Source organism: Shewanella sairae (genome assembly GCF_023283535.1).
GTDB lineage: Bacteria > Pseudomonadota > Gammaproteobacteria > Enterobacterales > Shewanellaceae > Shewanella > Shewanella sairae.
On sequence record NZ_JAKILT010000028.1, the window covers coordinates 46242 to 66906 of the forward strand.

The 20665-nt window shown below is 42.4% G+C and carries 14 protein-coding genes; 4 read left to right on the top strand and 10 right to left on the bottom strand.

Features of this window, described 5'->3' with window-relative positions:
* Positions 1-2: 2 nt before the first annotated feature.
* Together L2748_RS13070 and L2748_RS13075 are read right to left on the bottom strand one after the other, a co-directional pair.
* Positions 3-1193: an efflux RND transporter periplasmic adaptor subunit gene (locus L2748_RS13070; RefSeq protein ID WP_220781362.1), complete on the bottom strand. Its 1191-nt coding sequence runs from the start codon at positions 1191-1193 to the stop codon at positions 3-5.
* A 546-nt stretch (positions 1194-1739) separates the two neighbouring features.
* The gene (locus tag L2748_RS13075) at positions 1740-2075 is read right to left on the bottom strand and encodes a PBPRA1643 family SWIM/SEC-C metal-binding motif protein (RefSeq protein WP_220781361.1); all 336 of its coding nucleotides are present in this window, start codon (positions 2073-2075) and stop codon (positions 1740-1742) included.
* A 358-nt stretch (positions 2076-2433) separates the two neighbouring features.
* Here L2748_RS13075 and L2748_RS13080 point away from each other — a divergent pair, with 358 nt between their 5' ends.
* A complete protein-coding gene (locus L2748_RS13080) occupies positions 2434-3354 on the top strand; it encodes a manganese-dependent inorganic pyrophosphatase (protein WP_220781360.1) in 921 nt (306 codons plus the stop codon).
* A 100-nt stretch (positions 3355-3454) separates the two neighbouring features.
* Here the strand turns inward: L2748_RS13080 and L2748_RS13085 are convergent, their stop codons facing one another.
* Both L2748_RS13085 and L2748_RS13090 read right to left on the bottom strand, forming a co-directional pair.
* A complete protein-coding gene (locus L2748_RS13085; RefSeq protein WP_220781359.1) occupies positions 3455-5863 on the bottom strand; it encodes a Lon protease family protein in 2409 nt (802 codons plus the stop codon).
* Positions 5864-6211: 348 nt separating this feature from the next.
* Positions 6212-8638, bottom strand: a complete 2427-nt coding sequence (locus tag L2748_RS13090; protein WP_220781358.1) for a peptidase U32 family protein — start codon at positions 8636-8638, stop codon at positions 6212-6214.
* A gap of 525 nt (positions 8639-9163) precedes the next feature.
* Here L2748_RS13090 and L2748_RS13095 point away from each other — a divergent pair.
* The gene (locus tag L2748_RS13095) at positions 9164-10216 is read left to right on the top strand and encodes a Preprotein translocase subunit SecY (RefSeq protein WP_220781357.1); all 1053 of its coding nucleotides are present in this window, start codon (positions 9164-9166) and stop codon (positions 10214-10216) included.
* 190 nt (positions 10217-10406) lie between these two features.
* Entirely contained in the window at positions 10407-11045 is a 639-nt protein-coding gene (locus tag L2748_RS13100; RefSeq protein ID WP_220781356.1) for a protein-disulfide isomerase, read from the top strand.
* A 646-nt stretch (positions 11046-11691) separates the two neighbouring features.
* Here L2748_RS13100 and cmoM read toward each other — a convergent pair.
* The 6 genes from cmoM to L2748_RS13130 all read right to left on the bottom strand — a co-directional run bounded on the left by cmoM (position 11692) and on the right by L2748_RS13130 (position 18715).
* Positions 11692-12492, bottom strand: a complete 801-nt coding sequence (gene cmoM, locus L2748_RS13105; RefSeq protein ID WP_246616163.1) for a tRNA uridine 5-oxyacetic acid(34) methyltransferase CmoM — start codon at positions 12490-12492, stop codon at positions 11692-11694.
* 547 nt (positions 12493-13039) lie between these two features.
* A complete protein-coding gene (locus L2748_RS13110) occupies positions 13040-14332 on the bottom strand; it encodes a cytosine deaminase (protein ID WP_220781355.1) in 1293 nt (430 codons plus the stop codon).
* 10 nt (positions 14333-14342) lie between these two features.
* Complete coding sequence (codB, locus tag L2748_RS13115) at positions 14343-15605, bottom strand: cytosine permease (protein WP_220781354.1); 1263 nt, start codon at positions 15603-15605, stop codon at positions 14343-14345.
* 398 nt (positions 15606-16003) lie between these two features.
* A complete protein-coding gene (locus L2748_RS13120; protein ID WP_246616162.1) occupies positions 16004-17332 on the bottom strand; it encodes a DHA2 family efflux MFS transporter permease subunit in 1329 nt (442 codons plus the stop codon).
* 11 nt (positions 17333-17343) lie between these two features.
* Positions 17344-17562, bottom strand: coding sequence for a hypothetical protein (locus L2748_RS13125; protein ID WP_246616161.1), 219 nt, complete (start codon positions 17560-17562; stop codon positions 17344-17346).
* Between the two features lie 7 nt (positions 17563-17569).
* On the bottom strand, positions 17570-18715 hold the full coding sequence (locus L2748_RS13130; RefSeq protein ID WP_220781353.1) for an HlyD family secretion protein: 1146 nt from the start codon (positions 18713-18715) through the stop codon (positions 17570-17572).
* 338 nt (positions 18716-19053) lie between these two features.
* Between L2748_RS13130 and L2748_RS13135 the strand changes: the two genes are divergently transcribed.
* The gene (locus L2748_RS13135) at positions 19054-19986 is read left to right on the top strand and encodes a PP2C family protein-serine/threonine phosphatase (protein ID WP_246616160.1); all 933 of its coding nucleotides are present in this window, start codon (positions 19054-19056) and stop codon (positions 19984-19986) included.
* The last annotated feature ends 679 nt before the right edge of the window (positions 19987-20665 follow it).

Here is a 20665-nt window from a genome sequence, read left to right on the forward strand (position 1 = left end):
AATTAGTCCTTTTCTTCCATCGCAAGTTGAGTGTCTTGCGAGTCGTCTAATTCATCTTTAGGCGCTTTATCTTGCGGCAAGGCTAGCTGCATACCTTCAATAGGGTAATCAAGGGCTGAAGTAATGACATTCACCCCAACATCTAAACCAGCAGAAACGATGACTTCAGAACCAATTTGGCGCACAATCGTGATGTCTTTATAACGCAGCTTATTGTCATCATCTAATGTCGCAACTTGATTATTAATCACTAGGTGTCGTGGAATTCTTGCCACTTGACCTGCGTGAGAGCCATCAATATTCGCGGTAACGTATGTGCCATAACGTAATTCGTTGTTATTCGACTCGAGTCCATAAGGATCTTTAATTTGCGCGACCAGGTAAGTCATACGGCTACGATTATCAATCACGCCTTCGCTACGCACAATTTTGCCTAGCCATTGCTGCGCTTTACCGGCAAAATCACCGGTCAACAGCACTTGGGCATCTTTTCCTTTGCGTTCTAAAAACTGTAAGTCTTTATCGGCGATAGGTAGGCGTACTTCGGCTTCATCAGTACTTAATACTTTACCTAGCGGCGTACCTTTACTCACGTATGAACCTAGACCAAGATTACGGGCTTCAATCAGCGCATCATAAGGGGCTTTAATCACCGTACGCTCAAGATCGCGGTTGGCGCGTTTAAGGCCAGCCTCAGTTGATTTGAGTTTAGCGACTTCTTGAGCAAGCTGCGGCTTACGTAAACTCAGTTCTGTCGGTACGCCGTTTTCAATGCGCTTCCATTCAGCCTCAGCCACTTTACCAAATGCTTTCTCTTGTACTAACGTGGCTTGCGCCGATGCCATATTGGCTTTGGCATCAATTAACGCAGCTTCATAATCACTTGGGTCAATTTTAGCTAAAACATCGCCTTTTTTGACAAAGCCACCACGCACAAAGCTATCAGACAGATAAACGATTTCACCATTAACCTGGGACACAAGTTCAGTTTCATATTTTGCGCTCACAACACCATACGAACTGACAGAAAAGCTCATAGGGTTAATTTCTACAGCTTGTACTGAAACAAGAGGTGTAGTGTCGAGCTCCTCTTTTTCTTCTGGCGGCTTTTTCATTGCCGACATACCAATAAACCCAGCTACGCCAACTGCGATGACAACCATGGGTAATATTATCTGTTTTTTAGTAGCCACAAACACGTCCTCTTGTTGAAGCAAACCCACACGTTATTTCAGTCTCTTTCGCGTTCTGTTTAGTTAATTGCTAAACGAGACTCAATAATTTAATTAGAATTCTGATTGCATGTTAAAGGATGTGGGCAGATGTAGTAGTCGGATTGTGTAAATATGTGTTACCAAATTTAACATTTATTCGGATTTACAATTTAAAGTAGTGAGCTAATATCTCTATTAAATAAAAGGTGTAATGCATTATGTCTTTGTAAGTATTTAGAATATTTAGCAAAAAATATAGGGAGTATAACAAACGAGGAGTGAATCAAAATTTACTTAAGCGAAGTTTAATTTTATGTGAATTTGTAACGAGTGTGCTAGAAAACGGCGAATGAGCCCAATTTTACTAAGTTAGCCCAGGTAAGTTGGAAGGTATAAACTGGTACAAAAAAAAAGCAGCGCCGACTAGGGCACTGCTTTTAAATTGACACGGAATAACTAAAGGCTTAAAGCGCAGAGCTAACACCGGAAAGTTAAAACCGCAATATCATAGTAAGTAGGCTGGAATTATCCGCAGCACTTCTTATACTTGTTACCGCTACCGCAAATACAAGGGTCGTTACGGTTAGGCTTTTTTTCAAAGCGTGTAGTTTGCGGCTTGTTTAGCAAACCTTCTAAAAGCACGATGTCTTCATCTTGAGTGCTATCAAGAGTAATTACCCCAACCAACTCATTTTCAGCAAGCATTTGCTTAACTTCTGCAGCACGCGCTTCAGTTTGTACGCGCAGTTCCAATGGGTTTTCATCTGTGCCCACTTTAATTTCACGCTTTGTGTTGTAACCATAGCTTTCGTGCTTAGGCTTTGGGGTTTTACGCCCTTTAAAAAAGAATTTGTCAGACATCGCTATGGTGCTCAATTTTGATAAAGATAAATTTAGGCAAGCTTATACTATAAAAACAGCTCTAGTGGTACTTAAGTCTGTATTTTAAGCGAGTTTTAGGTTAAAACTGCGCCATTATGCAGCTTTCTTGGTGGTAGATAATCAAGTTACACTTAGCTTTATTAGTCATGCCACCAGCTTAAACTTGTCTAAATAATCAGTCGTGCACTACACTTTTGCCGCTTTGACTGATAAAAGTGAGCCAAAACGCCTATTTATTGCATTTTTATCCCCTTAGATGACGTTCTTCGACCTTTTGGTATTTCCGCATCAGATAAAACTTTGTTAAAATCGGCGCAAATTAAAGGAGAGCTTTACTATGCCAGTTTATGTTGTGGGCCACAAAATCCCAGATTCAGATTCAATTTGTGGTGCTATCGCACTTGCACACCTAAAAAACCAAATCGGTGAAGAGTCAGTTGCTACCCGTTTAGGTGATGTTTCACCAGAAACGGCTTTCATTCTAGAAAAGTTTGGTTTTGACGCTCCAGAGCTAAAGCTTAGCTACGCTGGCGAAGAAGTGTATATCGTTGACCATTCTGAGTTAACTCAAGCGCCAGATGACATCGCTGAAGCGACAATTGTTGGTATTGTTGATCACCATAAATTGGGCGATCTAACGACTTCTACACCACTAGAATGCTGGATCCGTCCAGTAGGTTGTAGTAACACCGTGATTAAGATGATGTACGATTTCTACAATGTAGAAATCCCAAAAAATATCGCCGGCATCATGCTTTGCGCTATTTTAAGTGACACGGTTATCTTTAAATCACCAACTTGTACTACTGCCGACATTAAGTGTGTTGAAGCACTTGCAGAAATCGCAGGCATTGAAGATTTCAAAGAGCTTGGCATGGATATGTTCAAAGTGAAATCTGCAGTTGAAGGTACACCAGCACGCGATCTTGTTATGCGTGACTTTAAAGACTTCAACATGAACGGTGAGTTAGTGGGTATTGGTCAGTTAGAAGTTATCGATCTTTCAGTATTTGATGACATCAAAGCCGAGCTAGAAGCAGATATTGCAGCGCTTAAAGCTGAAGGTAACCGTCACAGCGTACTACTACTGCTTACTGACATTATGAAAGAAGGCTCACAAATGCTTATCGCATCAGACGATTTGGCAAAGATTGAAGCTGCTTTTGCATGTCAATCTGAAGACAACAAAGTGTGGTTAGATGGCGTTCTTAGCCGTAAAAAGCAAGTTGTGCCGCCACTACAAGGCGTATTTGCTTAATCGCTTGGCATTATCTCAACAGGGGATAAGCAAGACATTAAAAAGGCCGAACATAATGTTCGGCCTTTTTGTATTTTAAATTCAATCATTAACAATAATCTTAATCGGCTTTGCTGTTTTTGCCTTTGTCTGCATCTTTGTTTCTAAGGGTATTTAACCGCAGTTGTGCTAAGCCTAAAATACTGCTTTTAGGATAATCACCATTTGCATTCACGTTACCCACTTTGGTATCAGTTAATAACTCAATCGCTTGATTAACATGGCTAATCGCCCAAATGTTGAATTTGCCTTTTGCCACCGCATCAACAATATCACTGCGTAACATTAAGTTATGCACATTAGACTGCGGAATAATCACCCCTTGGGTATCTTTACGGCCCTTGATCTTACAGGCATCAAAGAAGCCTTCGATTTTCTCATTAACCCCGCCAATCGGCTGCGCTTCACCAAACTGATTCATTGAGCCAGTAATAGCAATATCTTGTCTAATGCCGATACCCGAAAATGATGACAACATAGCGCATAACTCTGCCATAGTGGCACTGTCACCATCAACACCACCATAAGATTGCTCAAAGGTTAAGTGGGTAGATAGCGGTATTTTGTCAGTTTTACCTAAAATGCTGGCAATGTAAGCGGTTAAAATCATCACACCTTTGGAGTGAATACTGCCACTTAATTCAACGTTACGTTCAATATCGAATACTCGACCTTCACCAAAGGCGGTTGTCGCAGTGATCCGGCTTGGTGCACCAAACTGATAATCGGTAGTCGACATCACTGACAACGCATTAACCTGACCAACTGTTTTACCCTGAGTACTAATTAAGGTTGTGCCATTGGTAAAGCTTTGCATAAAGTCATCTTTAGCTCGGCAAATACGTTTTTCTTTATTCGCTAATGCTTGTTCAATATGACTCACTCTGATCATATTGGCGTTGACTGCACGAGCGCAATAATTGGCTTCTCTCAGTAAATTCGCAATATCGACTGAGTGCAACGACAGCATGCCTTGGTCATCAGCTTGGCGCGAACTAAATTCGATGATGCGGGCAATGGCCTTTTTATCACAATGAAGCATCTTATTACTGTGGACAATGCTGGAGATAAACTGCGCATAATGCACTTCAGACGCATCGGTGCGCGGCATTCTATCTTCAAAGTCCGCTGTCACTCTAAAGAGTTCAGTAAACTCAGCATCATATTGTTGTAGTAGTTTATAAGTGGCAAAATCACCAAACAAAATGATTTTAACATCCAGCGGGATAGCTTCTGGATCTAATGAAATCGCGCCCGAAAGGGTCACTTCTCGCTCAAGGGAGGTAAGGCTCAACTTTCGTGAACGCAGCGCACGTTTGAGACCGTCCCACACATAAGGGTGCTCAAGCACTTTAACCGCATCTATCATTAACACGCCGCCATTCGCTTTATGCAAACTGCCGGGTCTGATTAACGAGAAATCCGTAAATACCGTGCCTTTATAGGTGGCGCTTTCTACGTAACCAAAAATGGTGTGGTAGTTTGGCGTTTCCTCAACGATGATCGGCTGCATCTGCGACTCTTGCGACACCAACACATTAATTTGGTAACGCCTTGGCATCTTCTTACTCATTGAGGCATAGGCGAGGGCAGCTTGCTCTTCGCTTTCCTCTAAAAAGATATCTAGATTGTCGAGAATGTCTTTGTGCATCGCCTTTATATAAGCTTTTACATTTGGCTGCTCGTTATACTGGGCTTTAAGCGATGCCAAGCAATGGGTAAGCACCTCTTCGGCAACTTGTTCATCATGCTTTTGTTGCTTTTCAGAGTACTCTTCTTCCCACACTGTGATTTGGCGGACAATGCCACGCAGCTGAGATTCAAGATTAGAGATCGCTAGCTGCATCTCGTCTTGCTCTTTGGGCGATAACGCCAAATAGCTTTCTTCGCTATGGGGCTCTTCACCGTTGAGCGCGACTAACTCATAGTTACCCTGAGGCGAAATCGACAAACCGACAGAATGACTCTTGGCCTCATCAGTTAGCTTAATTAACGCTTCTTCTTGTTTGGCCGCTAATTGGTTTTTCAATTTATCAGCGCGGGTGTAATACATCTCGTTGTCAAAGGCTAATGGCAGCGATTTAAGCAGCTTAGCCATCAACTTTTCGATGTCTTTTTTAAAGGCGAGTCCCATACCCGCAGGTAGCTTAAGCACTTTAGGGCTGCGGGTATCGTCAAAATTGACCACGTAGCACCAGTCATAAAGGGTGCGGCCATTGGAGTTGGGTGCTTGGCGGTTTAAATGGCGTAGCACCATAGTGCGCTTACCAAGACCATTACGGCCAAGTGCATAAATGTTATAGCCTTTGTCTTTCATCGACAGGGCAAATTCAACAGCTTGTTGCGCGCGGGCTTGGCCGACGATTTCATCTAACGGCTCTAAGTGTTTGGTCGACTTGCAGTCTAAAGAGAGCTTTTTAAGCGTCGAAGCGCGGTAAAGCTTGGTACTGCTGAGAGGTTTTATTGGCATAAGACATCCTCCTGATGACTGTCAATAATTTTACTCTATACAGATAAATAGCAGAGATCCGCAATTATTTGCCAATAGCGCAATAATCCAACGAAAAACGCGCTTAACTGACTGAAAAATAGTCAGCCGAGTTTTTTGCTGGAGCTTTATAGAGGCACTTTTTTTGGTAAAGTGCCTTGAGACTATTTAGCCTTGGTGAACATTCATTCAAACAAGGCGATTTACTGAAAAGCTAACTGACTGATATGACGTCTTATTTGAATTTAGATTTGACTGTAATAGTCGCTAGCTTGTTAGCTAACGACTATTACAAATTCTAGAGTGATGGTGATGAGTGATGCAGTTAAATCACAAACCTTTACGATACTGTACGCAAGTGGTTTGGCTCATGAGTGATTCAAGCGAGCTAAGCAAATCAATATCTTCTGTTGCATGCTGCTTATCAGTGTGTAGGTTGGTTTCACTTTGTTTTGCCAATACAGTATCGATAGCCTTAATGGTTTCAAGCGGGCTTTGATGTAACTCGCTGCGAGTCGCAACCGCGCGAAGATCCAAATGCAGCCAATCAAGTTGACGATTAAGCTCAAGCGCAATGTGGGGGTTATAAAAGTGCTCGCTACCATATAGCGCATTATGCTCACGGCGCTTTTTGTCTATTACAAAATCAACGCCTTTAACATTGGTAAGACCGGTATGCTTTTTACAAACCGTTAAGCACTCTGCATCCATAACCGATTTATCGCAGCCACTTGATTGCAAGAACAAACACTGACGACTGCTCATCAACATGATTGGGTGGTAAATACTGTAATGCAGTTCAAAACCTCTAGGTACTTTTAATCCTTTAATCTGGTTTTTATTTAACTCGTTTGACACAAAGGCACCAACGCAACCTTGCGTTCGTAAGCTTTGCATACTCAAAGTGTTGCTGGTATTGAGGTAAGGTCCGGCAATCCAATCTAATCGCAGCTGTTTAGCAACAAGGCCTAAGCCACTGTTATTGGTAACAATCAGCTTAGGTTTTAGTTCACTCAGTAACGCGCTAGCGGCTTCAAAATCAGGCTGCATAATCACCGCGCCAAACCAAGGGATAAGTTCAGGCTCGCGTTTAAACAGTAAAGTTAACTTTTCTTGCTCAGCAGCGATGGCATCGGGGACTAAATAATACACCCGCAGTTGACTCATATCGCCGATTTGCTGCTTAAGCTGTTGATACAAGGCTAAGTCACGACGATTAGCGATGAGTATCGACAGTTTTGGGCGGTGTTCAAATTTGGTGACGGCAACACTTGATTTAACTGGCGAAAGCTCAGTTTGTGCCAAATTGCTTTGTGTGCAGTTGATTTGTGAGAAGTTAAGTTGTTGACGCACTTGCTGCAATGTCACTTCTTCAACCTGTTCTCTGCCGTTATTAAGCCAAGTCACAATACTGCGTTTCATCTCTGTTAGCGCTTTAAACGGCACAAATAGCCCTTCATTAAGTGCGTTCAAAGACAGTGGCGCTAATTGGTACTCTGCGTTATTAAAACTTGAGAAACGTTTTTGTAATTCAGCATCATTTAAGCCGTACTTGTCAGAGGCTATTAAGTTATCCTCTGATGCAATCTCTAATACGCGATCAGCAATCAGACCTGATTGTTCTGATACCCGTACCTTAATCGCTAATGGCTCGCCTTGCTTGCCACTAAAGGCTAAATCGATTTTGGGCTTATCTAGGCTTAAGTTGGCAATCCTGCCGGCAACAGTGGTAATAATCTCGGTCTTTTCATCATAAAGCGCTTGTTTAATATTGGGTAAGGCCTGATTACTCTCGCCTTGTTGCAGCAATTTTAGTGACTCAATTTGGCTGAAATGCTGAACCGCATTATCACGTGGATTATCAATATACATCTGTTTTCCGACAGCGCCATGAAGATAGCCATTGGAGAAGTCGCGGTTAAATACCGTGTACAGTGGCGCTTTATCTGAAGATAAATCGAGATCTTGCTCTAATCGGCTGATCTGTTTACGCCAGGTGTCGATAACTCGGTAAACGTAATGGGATTTTTTGATTCGGCCTTCAACCTTTAATGAATCTGCGCCCGCCGCATATAGTGCATCTAAGTCGGAAAACGCGGAGTTGTCCTTGAGATTAAGCGGATACTCTGCGCCGGCATCAGTAGTTTGGTACTGGTCACGACACGGCTGACTGCAGCGGCCACGGTTGCCCGAGTTACCACCATGGGCCGAACTGAAATAGCAAAGGCCAGAAAAACCAATGCAGTTTGAGCCGTGAACAAACACTTCAGTCAACATATCAAGTTGATGTGCTTTATCCGACATCAGCTTAATTTCGGTTAAATTAAGCTCACGGGATAAATTAGCCCGCGAGGCGCCCAAATTAGCTAAAAACTCAAGTTGGCCAGTGTTATGAGTGGTTACCTGAGTAGAGGCATGGATATCAAGCGTTGGGTAGTGCTGTTTTAGCAAATAAAACAGCCCTAGATCTTGCACAATAACCCCATCAATTGCGGTATTGACTAGCTGATTTAACAGCTTTAACAATGCAGGTAGCTCTTGCTCTAATACAATGATATTCAGTGTTAAAAACAGTTGGCAATTATGTCTATGTGCGATGCGCAGTAAACCATGCAAGTCTTCAAAACTTAAGTTCTCGGCGCGAGTACGGGCATTGAAACTATTTAAGCCGCAATAGACAGCATCAGCACCTGCAACAATCGCCGCTTTAATCGACTCAATGTCACCGCCGGGTGCGAGTAATTCAAGTTTTCTCATGGTATTCCTAATAGTGCGCAATAAACAAAAATGAGCGCAGAGATCTTTCTCAGAGCTGAGATAAAGATTGGCTATTGTAAAACTTGCCGCGATACATGGCTATGTCAGCAAAATCTATTTCTCTAAACTATGAAGTCGATCTAAAGCTTAGCGTCAGCTTAAATAAACATGTCGGCATAACACTCGCTGTTATTAGCTGAGTTTTGCCGGATAAAATCCATTTTAGAGTGTTTTTTTGCAAAATGCAGGGCGGTTTTTTAGCACAATAAAACACCGCAAGTAACGCTGAACGCCGGTAATAACGGCAAAATGCATCCGGTTATATAACATCTATACACAAGTGGTTAGCATATATCCGTATTACGCTGAATTAGTAAGCATAAGATCTGGTTGATTGGATTTTTTAAAGAGAAATAAACTGGTTTAGTGTAAGCTAAATGTCCTTATTCTCAAGTAATTAGCTTGTAAATTACTGCTCAGAATTTCATCCGTATTCACTTAGAACACCAATATTAGAAGTCTTATATGCTTTACACACAAAATCACGCTGAACGTTTTCCAAAAGGCAAGTTTGCTATGTGGAGCGTTTACAGCTTTACAGGCGCATCAATTCTAGCCTCCATTATATTTTCGTTATTACTGTTTCTGTCGATAGACGACGATCCCGTCATGCAACTCTTGTTTGGTGGTTTAGCAGTCATTTTTGAACTGGGTAAATTCTTTGCCTGGTATGAAGTGGGTGAAAGATATTCGAGAAAGAACTTCTTTGGTATGTTTTCGGCGCTAGGTTTCTATGCCGTGTTAGCAGCAATTTCAATCGGTGGTTCAATCGGTGGTATTAACAGTGCGACCAATAAAGCCCAAGAGCATGTGCATGTTCAGCAAAGCAAGGTCAATGCATTTAACATGCAAATTGCAGCTATTGATAAGCAGATTGAGCTAAATAACGTCGCAGCAGAAAAATACATTCAAATGGAGCGTATTGCCACCGGCGTAACCCGTATTCAAAAAGAAAACAAAATACTACGTGAGCAGCAACAGAAGTTGGCTATGCAACGTGATAGTGTGCCTGTGGTTAGTCAAGGCTCGATTGTCGGCTTAATCGAAAGTTTGGCGCAATCACTCAATATTAAAGCGGAAACAGCACAATTAGGCTTAGTGGTATTCTTATCGATTCTTTTAGACTTTTTTGCCGCGTTCTTTGTAGGCTTAATTGGTGAAGAAAATCGCTTTAGACAAAGATTTAAACAACAATCGCAGCAACTAGAGCCGATAACACTCGATGCTTACCGCCGTCTGCATAGTGACGATTCAGACTTTATTCCGGTTTTTGAGCCAAAACAATTACCGGAAGCAGAGCCTAAGTCGATGTACGAGCAGGTTATTGATGTGCTTGCAGATAAACGTGTTAACTGTACTAAAAGAGCGGTAGGTCAATACTTGAATATTTCTACTGAAGAGGTTGATGAGATATTTGCCAAAATGTTTGCAGCCGGTGTGGTCAGTAAAAAGCCCAATAACCACTATCAATGGCACGGTGTTCAGGCTGAAATCATCAGTGATGCACAGTCTGCCTAGTTAGCTCTATACTGAGTTCTTAGCCCCTAAAAAGGAAGCCAAATACACGGGCTTCCTTTTTTGTTGGCTTTTAGCGTACAAATTTGGCTTTTACTGTAAATATCTGCCCCATACCGCCAAATTGATATTTGAATAAAAACCCTAAAGGACTTAGGATCGCCCCATAGAAAATTTAATAAGAACACCGTCAATGCCAGCAAATCAGCCAGATCTTCAAAATGACCTATTAACGCTTTATTTTATCTACGACACACATTGTCCGTGGAGTTATGCCGCCACTCCAGTAGTCGCTGAGCTACTGCAAGCGTTCGATTTTTCAGAAACCCATTTATTGCACTGCGCGTATTTCAATGGCAAAGATGCACCTAAAAAAGGCCAAGTAGAGCAGGTTAGTCAAACGAGTTCAGTTGTTTTTGGCGAAGCATTCCTTAAGCAAGCAAATAACAAAACCAACTCAATTAAAGCTGCCAACTTTATGTCTTGGGTACAATCCAAGCAAGCTGATAAAGAGTTTGAACTACTACAAGCCCTGCAGGAGCAACATTTTGTCGAGGGCAACCCATTAAACTCTCGTGAAGACTTCGATAAGATCATAAACCAATATAAGTTGTCGCCTTCTAACAAAGTGTTTAAAGACGCAATTAGCCATGAAGCGGAGAGCGTTTTAGCTGGTATTGCTGAGATTGGTGAAGCTATCGGTACCTCGGCATTCCCTGTATTGGTTATGACTCAAGGTGATGAAGCCGTCTTTATTGATCACTCTCAATATTTAGCAGAGCCAAGCAGCGTTGTTGATGCAATCAAGCAAGAGTTAGCCGCTATTAGCTAAATAAAGAGTTAAGTTTTAACGTTGGTAACAGGAAAAGCATCAAAGGCTATTCCTGTTATCCTAGCTAATGGCAATTCAATCGCTTAGTGGGCACTAAAGCTTATAGCAAAGCCTGATTAACGCGATATAAAACACCACTAAGCTCAACCACTTCATAATAAGCACCGAGTTCGACAACATAAAGCCTCCTAGATAACCCATAGACTAAAACCACTAGTCATAATCACCGACATAGCTACTGATCACATTCGTTGAGCTTTAATCACCTCAAATATGTAATTAATACTAATGTTAGATAGAGATAACGATTGTCTTCCTAGTGGTTACGAGTATTAGACGTTAAAAGCCCAGTGTTCTACGGTTGCTTATTTTGACGCATTTTTGCGATTAGCCGTCCTGCGTTTGCGTGCTGCTATTCAATAGCGACTGATCCGAGTGCTAATGAATTTACCCCTTAAATAGGGCTCTTTACATCCGCGTTCACTATAACAAATTAAACTTAAATACAGATGAATTAGGCTACTAAAGGATAATAAAGAAGCTATAAAACCTAACACGTGCTATCTGTTAATTGGCTTAGATTTTATAGCTAAATGTTAGTGACTTAAGATTATTGGCTTAAAAACAGACTCAACACTTCGCCAATTTAAACTGGTTTTCGCGCATACACATGAATGTAGCGTCCGAGCGATAAAAACGGCTCCTGACGACACAATTTTTGCTCCATCGCGACAATTTGCTCAAAGGTAAAGTCACCCATGTCGTGGTTCTGCATGTAATCATGGAAGGTTCTAACGCCAGTTTTACCTATGATCTCAAATCCAGCTTGCTCTAAACAGCCATACACAGACTCAGGCTTAATGCCTTGCTGTGGCTGCAGCTTAAAACGCTTACGATGAGGCATACCTTGTTCGATATGGTTTAAGTTGCCGCAAATGAGGTTTTTAAATAACAGGCCATTATAGTTGTAAAACATCACAGAGATGATCCCGCCTGGTTTAACTTGCTCGCTTAATGTAGCCAATGCACTAATAGGATCGGCAAGCCATTCCATCACCGCATGAAACAAGATTAAATCGACTGGCGCAGAAAGGTGCTCAGCAATCTGCTGCACAGGACTATGAATAAAACGGTAGTTATCCAACAACTGATTGTCAGTGATATCTTGTTTTGCTAACGCTAACATTTCGCTAGAAAGATCACACAAACTAACGTTATGACCTAACGCGGCAATCTTTTGCGATAACTGCGCCAGCCCGCCGCCAGCATCTAATACGGATAAAGCGGGAGATTGTTCGCTGCTGCCAACAGGCGTACCTAACTCAGATAGAATCTGTTCTATATCTTGCCAAACCACTGTTTGTCTTATTTCACCTTTAGCGGTGCCATAAATACTGGCGGCAAATTTATGCGCGAGGTCGTCAAAATTTCTGTCTTGTTTAATCACTGCGGCGTTACATATTCAGGCTAATTTAACTGGGCGCGGATTCTCTCATAGCGAGCAGATAAAATAAAATATTGCAGCAAGTAAAAGTGAACACTGGCGATAAATGGCAAACAAGCTAGCTATTAATAATGGCGTTAAACCAATTATCGCACTGCTGGTATGTCACAAACATTATTAATGAAATCAATGTCAATTACAGCGGGAAGTGAGCTGCGTTACAGTCATTTAAGTCTGGTTTTAAATAACGTTAATTATGCAACGCTTTGCATAGAAGTATCAAAAATCCCCGGGGTTATATTTTAGCTTTTGCATAATCGATGCGTAAGCGCTGCATACTTGCTACATAAAATATCGAATAATAGCGGCTTAACATCGAGATAGATGTACATGGCGGACGAGAAAATAGCCGAGATAAAAAAACGGTTAAGTGAACGTCACTTAACCGTTATGATTAGCAGGATCTTTTAATCCTGCTATTACTTAAACAATTACCTAAGATTTTACTTCAGCTGTTACTTAGGCTATTGCTTCGGCATTAACCTATCAGTTAACGGCGGAATGTGACTGCTTCAGCGGTATCCAAATGTATTTGTGTCTGCGCTATTTGAGTTTCAGCCAACACTCTACCATTACGTACAGAGTAACGTACCGGCACCTGACGGCGCAGTGCATCAAAACCATTATCAGCAGGCAAGATAAGTAAGTTGCCTGGTTTGCCCACTTCAATGCCGTACTTGTGTTGAATATTCAAGGTACGCGCAGACTTGTTAGTGATCAGTTCAAGCGAATTGTTAATTTGATCGTAACCCATGATTTGGCAAACATGTAAGCCCATGTGCAGCACTTGTAGCATGTTAGCTGTACCCAGTGGATACCAAGGGTCAAAAATATCATCGTGACCAAAACACACGTTAATGTCAGCAGCTAGCATCTCTTTAACGCGAGTAATACCACGGCGCTTAGGGTAATCGTCAAAGCGGCCTTGCAGATGGATGTTAACCAGTGGGTTCGCCACAAAGTTAATCCCGGACATACCCAGTAAACGGAATAGACGTGAGGCATAGGCACCATTGTATGAATGCATCGCCGTTGTGTGACTTGCGGTTACGCGCTCACCCATTTCATATTTGTGAGCAAGGGCGGCAACCGTTTCAACAAAGCGAGATTGTTCATCGTCAATTTCGTCACAGTGAACGTCGATTAAACGGTCATACTTACGCGCAAGTTCAAACACATAATGCAGCGACTCAACACCGTATTCACGGGTAAATTCAAAGTGCGGGATGGCGCCAATCACATCAGCGCCGAGTTTTACCGCTTCTTCTAGTAACTCTTTGCCATTAGGGTAAGATAAAATACCTTCTTGTGGGAAAGCCACAATCTGAATATCGACCCAATCTTTCATCTCTTCTTTAACTTCAAGCATGGCTTTTAGTGCAATAAGCGTTGGATCAGACACATCAACATGAGTACGAACGTGCTGAATACCGTTAGCAATTTGCCATTTTAGGGTTTGCTTAGCGCGAGACTTTACGTCTTCAATAGACAGCATAGACTTGCGTTCAGACCAGCGCTCAATGCCTTCAAACAAGGTGCCAGAAATATTCCAGCTAGGCTCACCGGCCGTTTGGGTCGTGTCTAAATGAACGTGTGGCTCACAAAATGGCGCCACAACCATACCGCCTTCGCCATCGATAGTTTCTAGCGCAGTCGTCGTTAGGGTAAGCGCATCGTCCATTGAGGCAATTGCACTAAATTGTCCATCTTCTATCAGCAATTGATGAAGGCCTTGCTTGCCGTTAAGCGTGACGTTTTTGATCAACATATTTGCTGATGACATGGTGTTTTCCTTATGCATTAGTTGCATTTTCACAATCTGATTTTACTGTTGGTTTAATAAAGCGGTTTTGCAGTTCATCAAGCAACAGGTAACTAAATGCGCCTGCTAAAACTGCATTAATTGGCACTATGCCAGGTAACATGTGGCCTGCTAGTACGCCAATAGCAACACCGGTAATGGCAGCCCAATTGACGGTAGAGAATTTAGCGTTAGCAAAGTCTTGATATTTTTTACGGTGTCTTAGATAGTCGGCGATAATAATGCCACCAATCGGCGGAATCGCAGCAGACAAGAAGGTCAACCAGCCAACAAAATTATTATATAACCAAAGTGCACAAAGGGTACCAATAACACCGTTAAAAATAGACAGGTACTTACTTGGTAAGCCGGTAATATTTGAAAAGCCTAAACCCGAAGCATATAACGCGTTATCGTTAGTGGTCCAAATGTTTAATCCTAAAATGATAATGGCAGGGATTAACAAGCCTTGAGCAATCATCACTTCAGAGATATCTGCTTGACCAGTTGCCGCAGCGCCTGCAGCGCCAAAGACAAACATTAATGAGTTACCAATAAAGAAGGCAAACATAGTCACAAATACGGCTGTTTTAGGATTTTTACCGAAGCGTACAAAGTCTGCGGTTAAGGTACCGGCGGAAATAAACGAGCCGACAACTAACACGAGCGCGGTATTAAAATCGATTGGCTTTTCTGGTTCAATCGCCATTAAGCCTTGCATGCCGCCCATAGTGTCGACCGCTTGCAATACAGAGAAACCACCGAAGAGTGCAATAGCAGGAACAGCAATGGCCGACAAAATCATGATTGCGCCAATACCGAAATAAACTGTGATGGTCATTAACAGACCAGAGATAAGAATAAGCGTGTTGGTGTCAATACCTGTGGCTTTTTGAACTGGAATCGCAAACATTGCCACGCCAACACCAAACCAACCAACTTGAGTGCCACCGAGAAGCAGCGAGGGTAACCATGAACCTTTTAAACCGAATGAGTAACGAGCGAGGAGGTGAGTCGAAAGACCAGATTGAGCGCCAATATAACCAAGAAACGAAGTGTAAATACCGAGAATTAAATTACCAATGAGAACAGCGAGAACAAAATCATTAAAGGAGAGTCCGGTACCGAGAGTGCCTCCGGTCCACATACTTGCTGAAAAAAAGGTTAATCCCAACATGACCATTGTTAGGGAAAGAACGCCTTTACGTGCCGAAACAGGTACCGGGCTTAAACTATAATTATTATCGCTTGCCATTTATTGTCCTTGGATTAAATAAAGAAAATACACGGCTTACCTAACTATGTTAAAACGCCAGCAATACTGGGCTACAGCAGTTACACGTCAGGCAAACGGCGCGTAGTTTAGTCATAATCAAAAACGAGTCAAGCAAATAAACATGCTAATTTACTAAATAAAGATATACGTAATGGCAACGTAAACACAAGGATGCCGCAAGGTTGGTGCGCATTGCTAGATGAGGCGCAACTAAAGTAAAAATGTTAGCACGCATCACTGCAAAACCAATGGTGCACACAGGTGTAACGAAAGGTATCAAACCAGGCTAGTCATACTTGTAAGTTCTATACTGGTCATTATCTGGTTAAATGAGAAGATTAACCGAGTAGATTAATAGCTGTTAGTTAGCGACTATCTTATTGTGCTTTTGCTTTAGGCTTAAACAAAGCAAGCAGTGGAATTAAGCATAAGTAAGACACTAATAGAAAGCCAAAGGTATACACAAAAGCTAAAAGGGTGGATTGCTGCAATAACATATTTTGCAGCTGAGCGATAAAGCCCAGATCGGTAATACTGACACCTTGCTGATGGGCTGCATTTTGCAAAACAGGATTACTCGGAGACAACGCGCCGCCAAGTTGATTCCATTCTTGCTGCTTTATTCGCGTAAAATAAGTATTGACGATTGAAATACCAAAAGAGCCTCCTATGGTGCGGCACAAGTTAAACACCACCGCGCCGCCTACGGTATCTTTAGGCGATAAACTGGCGTAAGCCAATTGGCTTAAAGGCGCGAACACTAATCCCATACCCGCACCTTGAACAATACTCGGCAATAGCACCCAGTAAATATTAATCTCCAGCGAATATTGGGTCATTAAGTAAGTACCAAATGCATTTAAACTCAGTCCTATAACAATTAATAGTCTTGCATCGACCTTATCCATATAACTGGCCATAGCAATCAACACAAAAGCGGAGGTTAACCCGCGGGGCGCCATTGCAAAGCCTGTGGTATCGACTGGATAGTTTAATAACTGCTCTAACATCATTGGCTGTAATTGGGTAATGCCGAACATCCCCATAGAGAAGCCAGCCATCACCAGGCAAGACATGGCTAGGTTTCTGTCTCGTAATAACCAAACTGGCGCAATATCGCTTTTGGTAATAAACGAACGCGCAACGAAAAATATAATTGCGATTACACTAATAATCGCTGAAAACAAAATGGAGTTTGATTCAAACCAAGATTCATCGTTACCGCGATCTAGCACCATTTGCAGTAAACCAATTCCTATGGTCATCGCTATTACGATGGGCCAATCAATTTTGGGCTTACCTTTGCCGTTTAGCTTTACAAACAGATAAATCAAACTCAGGCACACTGCGCCTATGGGGAGGTTAACGTAAAAAATCCAGCGCCAGTCCATGTTCTCAGTAATGATGCCGCCAAGTGTTGGCCCAAGAATAGGCCCAAGTAACACGCCAACACTAAACAGTGCCATCGCCTTACCACGCTCGGCAGCGGGGTAAATCTGCACCATGATTGACTGTGACAGGGGGATCACCGATGCACCAAACGCACCTTGCATGACCCTAAATGTCACCATTTCGGCAATCGTATCGGCTTGACCGCACAGCGCTGAACTCACAATAAAACCGCTCACCGAAAAAAGGAGTAACTGACGAATACCAAATTTAAGCGCGAGAAAGCTCGCAAGTGGGATAAATATGGCCTCCGCCATTGAGTAAGATGTCAGTACCCAAGTGACCTGATCTGATCTGATGTGACTCCCAAAGCGCCCATCATGTGAGGTAACGCCACATTGGCAATGGTCATATCAAGCAGCACCATAATTGCAGACAGCATTACAGCCAAAGTCACCAATTTACGGCTGCCTTCACTTAAAACCTGACTTTCTACAACCGTATTATCAGATTTTGCACAGACTGCGCCTTGCGATTCTATAGCCATTGCGTTGCTACTCTACAAGGTCTACTGAATTGTTTGTTTTACTGGTTTTAGTTAAATCGCGGTTTTCAACATTATTATTTCTGACGACTTTCGCATCTATGTTGCTAAGGTTACTTGTGATGCTGTTCGCTGTAGCAATGGGCGAGACCGTATCAATTGTCACAACGGCACTCGCGCCAACACGCAGGGGAAAATCAGGGTGTTGATGTTCGTTGATTAAACGGATTAATACAGGAAAGCGCTGCGGCACTTTAACCCAATTACCGGTTGCATTTTCTGGCGGTAATAAAGAAAAAGATGAGCCACTTGCAGGAGAAATAGCTTCTATGTGACCGCTATAATCGACCTTAGGATAAAGATCTAAGGTAATGCTGGCAGCTAAACCCGTTTTAAGTCGCTCAAGTTGAGTTTCCTTAAAGTTTGCTTGTACCCAAAAAGTGTTATCGACAACCAATGGCACTAATGCTTGCCCGGGTGATACAACACTACCAGCGTGAACTGCTAATTTACCCAGCGTGCCGTTATGGGCGGCAAAAATGTTAGTGTAAGACAACGACAAGCTTGCCTGACTTAAGGTTGCAGCAGCTTTTTTAACTTCAGGCGCGTCGTCTCCTTGGGCGCCTTGCGCTTTTATTAACTGCGACATCGTTGCTCGCGCTGCGATGACATTTTCTTCGGCTGTTGCCTGTTTTGCACGGGCATCATCTAGATCTTGTGCTGGCAGTAATGCTTGCGCTACCAATTGTTTAATCCGCTGATAAGTCGCCTGGGCGTCATTAAGTTGAGCCACCGCACTTCTTACATTTGCGCTTGCCGCTAATATCGCATCGCCAGAAGCGGCATTATTTTGTAGCGCCATAGAATAGGCTGCGCGCGCTTCATCTAGCTTTGCCTGAATAGGGGCGGGATCGATTTGTACCAGCAAGTCGCCTTTACTAACGGTTTGATAATCTGAGCCGTTCACGCTGATAACCTTGCCGTTTACCTGCGGTGCAATATATATAATATTGGCGTGTACATAAGCGTCATCGGTGCTTGGGTAGTTTTTTTGATGCTGAATATAGAAGTAACTCAAGCAAAAGACTAAAACCAATAAACTCAGTGCGATGAAAAGGTTTCGCATTAGATGCGATTGCTTTGGATTATCACTCATAAGGGTAAACCTAGGTAATGAATAAATACCTGAGCTTCTCTAGCTCAGCATATACAAGCAGGACACATTTAACGCCTTCAACATATCCATTAGCGCAAACTTAGCCTGCAATAAATACTAGACCATGTTTGTGACTGTAACTATATAAATGCCTAATAAATCGACTAAAGGAGGAGGGCACCGGTATCAGTTTTCAGAGTTATAAACTCAACGAAAAAGCCTAAATAAGCAGTTCATTGACTTTAATCTTGCACGTTTGAAATTTGAAATAGCTTTTTAGCCTCGACTGATACCATAACGACCTTGCTTACGTTATATTGAAACCATCAACGACTCACATGCAAAAAATCGAAGAAACCGTTATGCAACAAGAAGCTTTAAAAGAACATATCCAGCTTTGGTTAAATAGGCCCATTGACAATGGTTCAGTACGCGAATTACTCAACGCATCTGTCGCCATGGCATCTGATATCGGCAATATCAGACCTGAAAATCAAGACCGGGTTGTATGTGTGCAAGTCCAGGTTTCTGCATCAACGTCGTTTATCATAGGTGTATTGTGCGACGGCATGGGCGGAATGGCATCAGGCGCTAACTGCGCAAGCCTGAGTATCGCCACATTTTTAAGTAGTTGTATCAAAAACCAATTAATGCCGATTGACCAGCGCTTAATCACTGCAGTCGAAGACGCCAATAATGACGTTTACACGCTTTATAATGGCAATGGTGGTGCGACTTTATCGGCGTTTATTTTTGATAGTGATGGCCAGTTTGAAGCGATCAATGTGGGCGATAGCCGTATTTATGCAAATTTAGCCCATGGAATTAAACAGTATTCAAAAGATGATACCTTTGCAGGGCAAAATGCTGATGCCGCCGGCGTGCATTTAAGCAAAGGCTTATTGCAATTTGTGGGCGTTGGGGCTGACATCAAGCCGCAACTGGTTACGTTTCCTAAGATCCGCCAAATCAAACGTCTCATTTTAACCTCTGATGGCGCGCATTATATTGAGGACAGTACCTTTAAACAGATCCTCAATCAGCGAACATCAGCAGCCGAGCTTTGCAAAAGAATGATTGATGTCTCTAAATGGTGCGGCGGCTTTGATAATACCTCGATTCTAATCGCTAATGATGTATTAAAGATATTCGCTAATACTGATGAAACAGCAATCCCGATTGGCACAGTTAAGCTAACCGATGCTTTTGGTGAAATTCACTTTATCGGGGTAACAGCATTAGACACCTTAGATCCGATTATTAGAGCTTAAGACGCCGTTTCTTTAAATGTAAAGTTCACTTAAATGAAAATGAGTGGTCTGAAGTCGTAAGTGATGAAGACTTAACATTAACAAGATTAAAGCTGTAGTTCTAATTACAGCTCTTGCGTTGATCCGCCACAGCAATGCGCACAATAACCTAAGCGATTATGTTGAATGCTTGCCGTTCGCTACACTGCGCCAGCTGCGAACGGGCGGCGTAGCCGACATTTACACATAATGCACATTGTGCGAATTCACCAGGATAAAAAATTAATGCCTGGTCAACCGTTAGAAAAATCTAATGTTTGACCAGGCATTTTTATTTTAAACTTTAAATGGTGTAACCATTCTTTTGTTTTTTAAGGGATTATTAAACCGTAGGTTTGATGGGAGCGGAGCGAAAAGCAGTTATGTAGAGCTTTAGCTCGCTAATTTTTTCGCCCTGTAGACGCTCTTTTGATTTTGAACCCTCCTTACAGCAATTCACCCAGCTAAATGGCCGTAGGCAAAACCCTCTTTATAGTGACTTTGGGCCTATGCAAAAGAGAGTGGCGAAGACTGAGCAAGCGAACTTTGCAAAGGCCCCTTTGGGATTTAGATAAGCCACTATCTCTAATAGTGGCTTATCGTCCAAACTTTGGAAAACCCAAATATCAATATCTAGTGTTACAGTGGGAATAAATGGCTT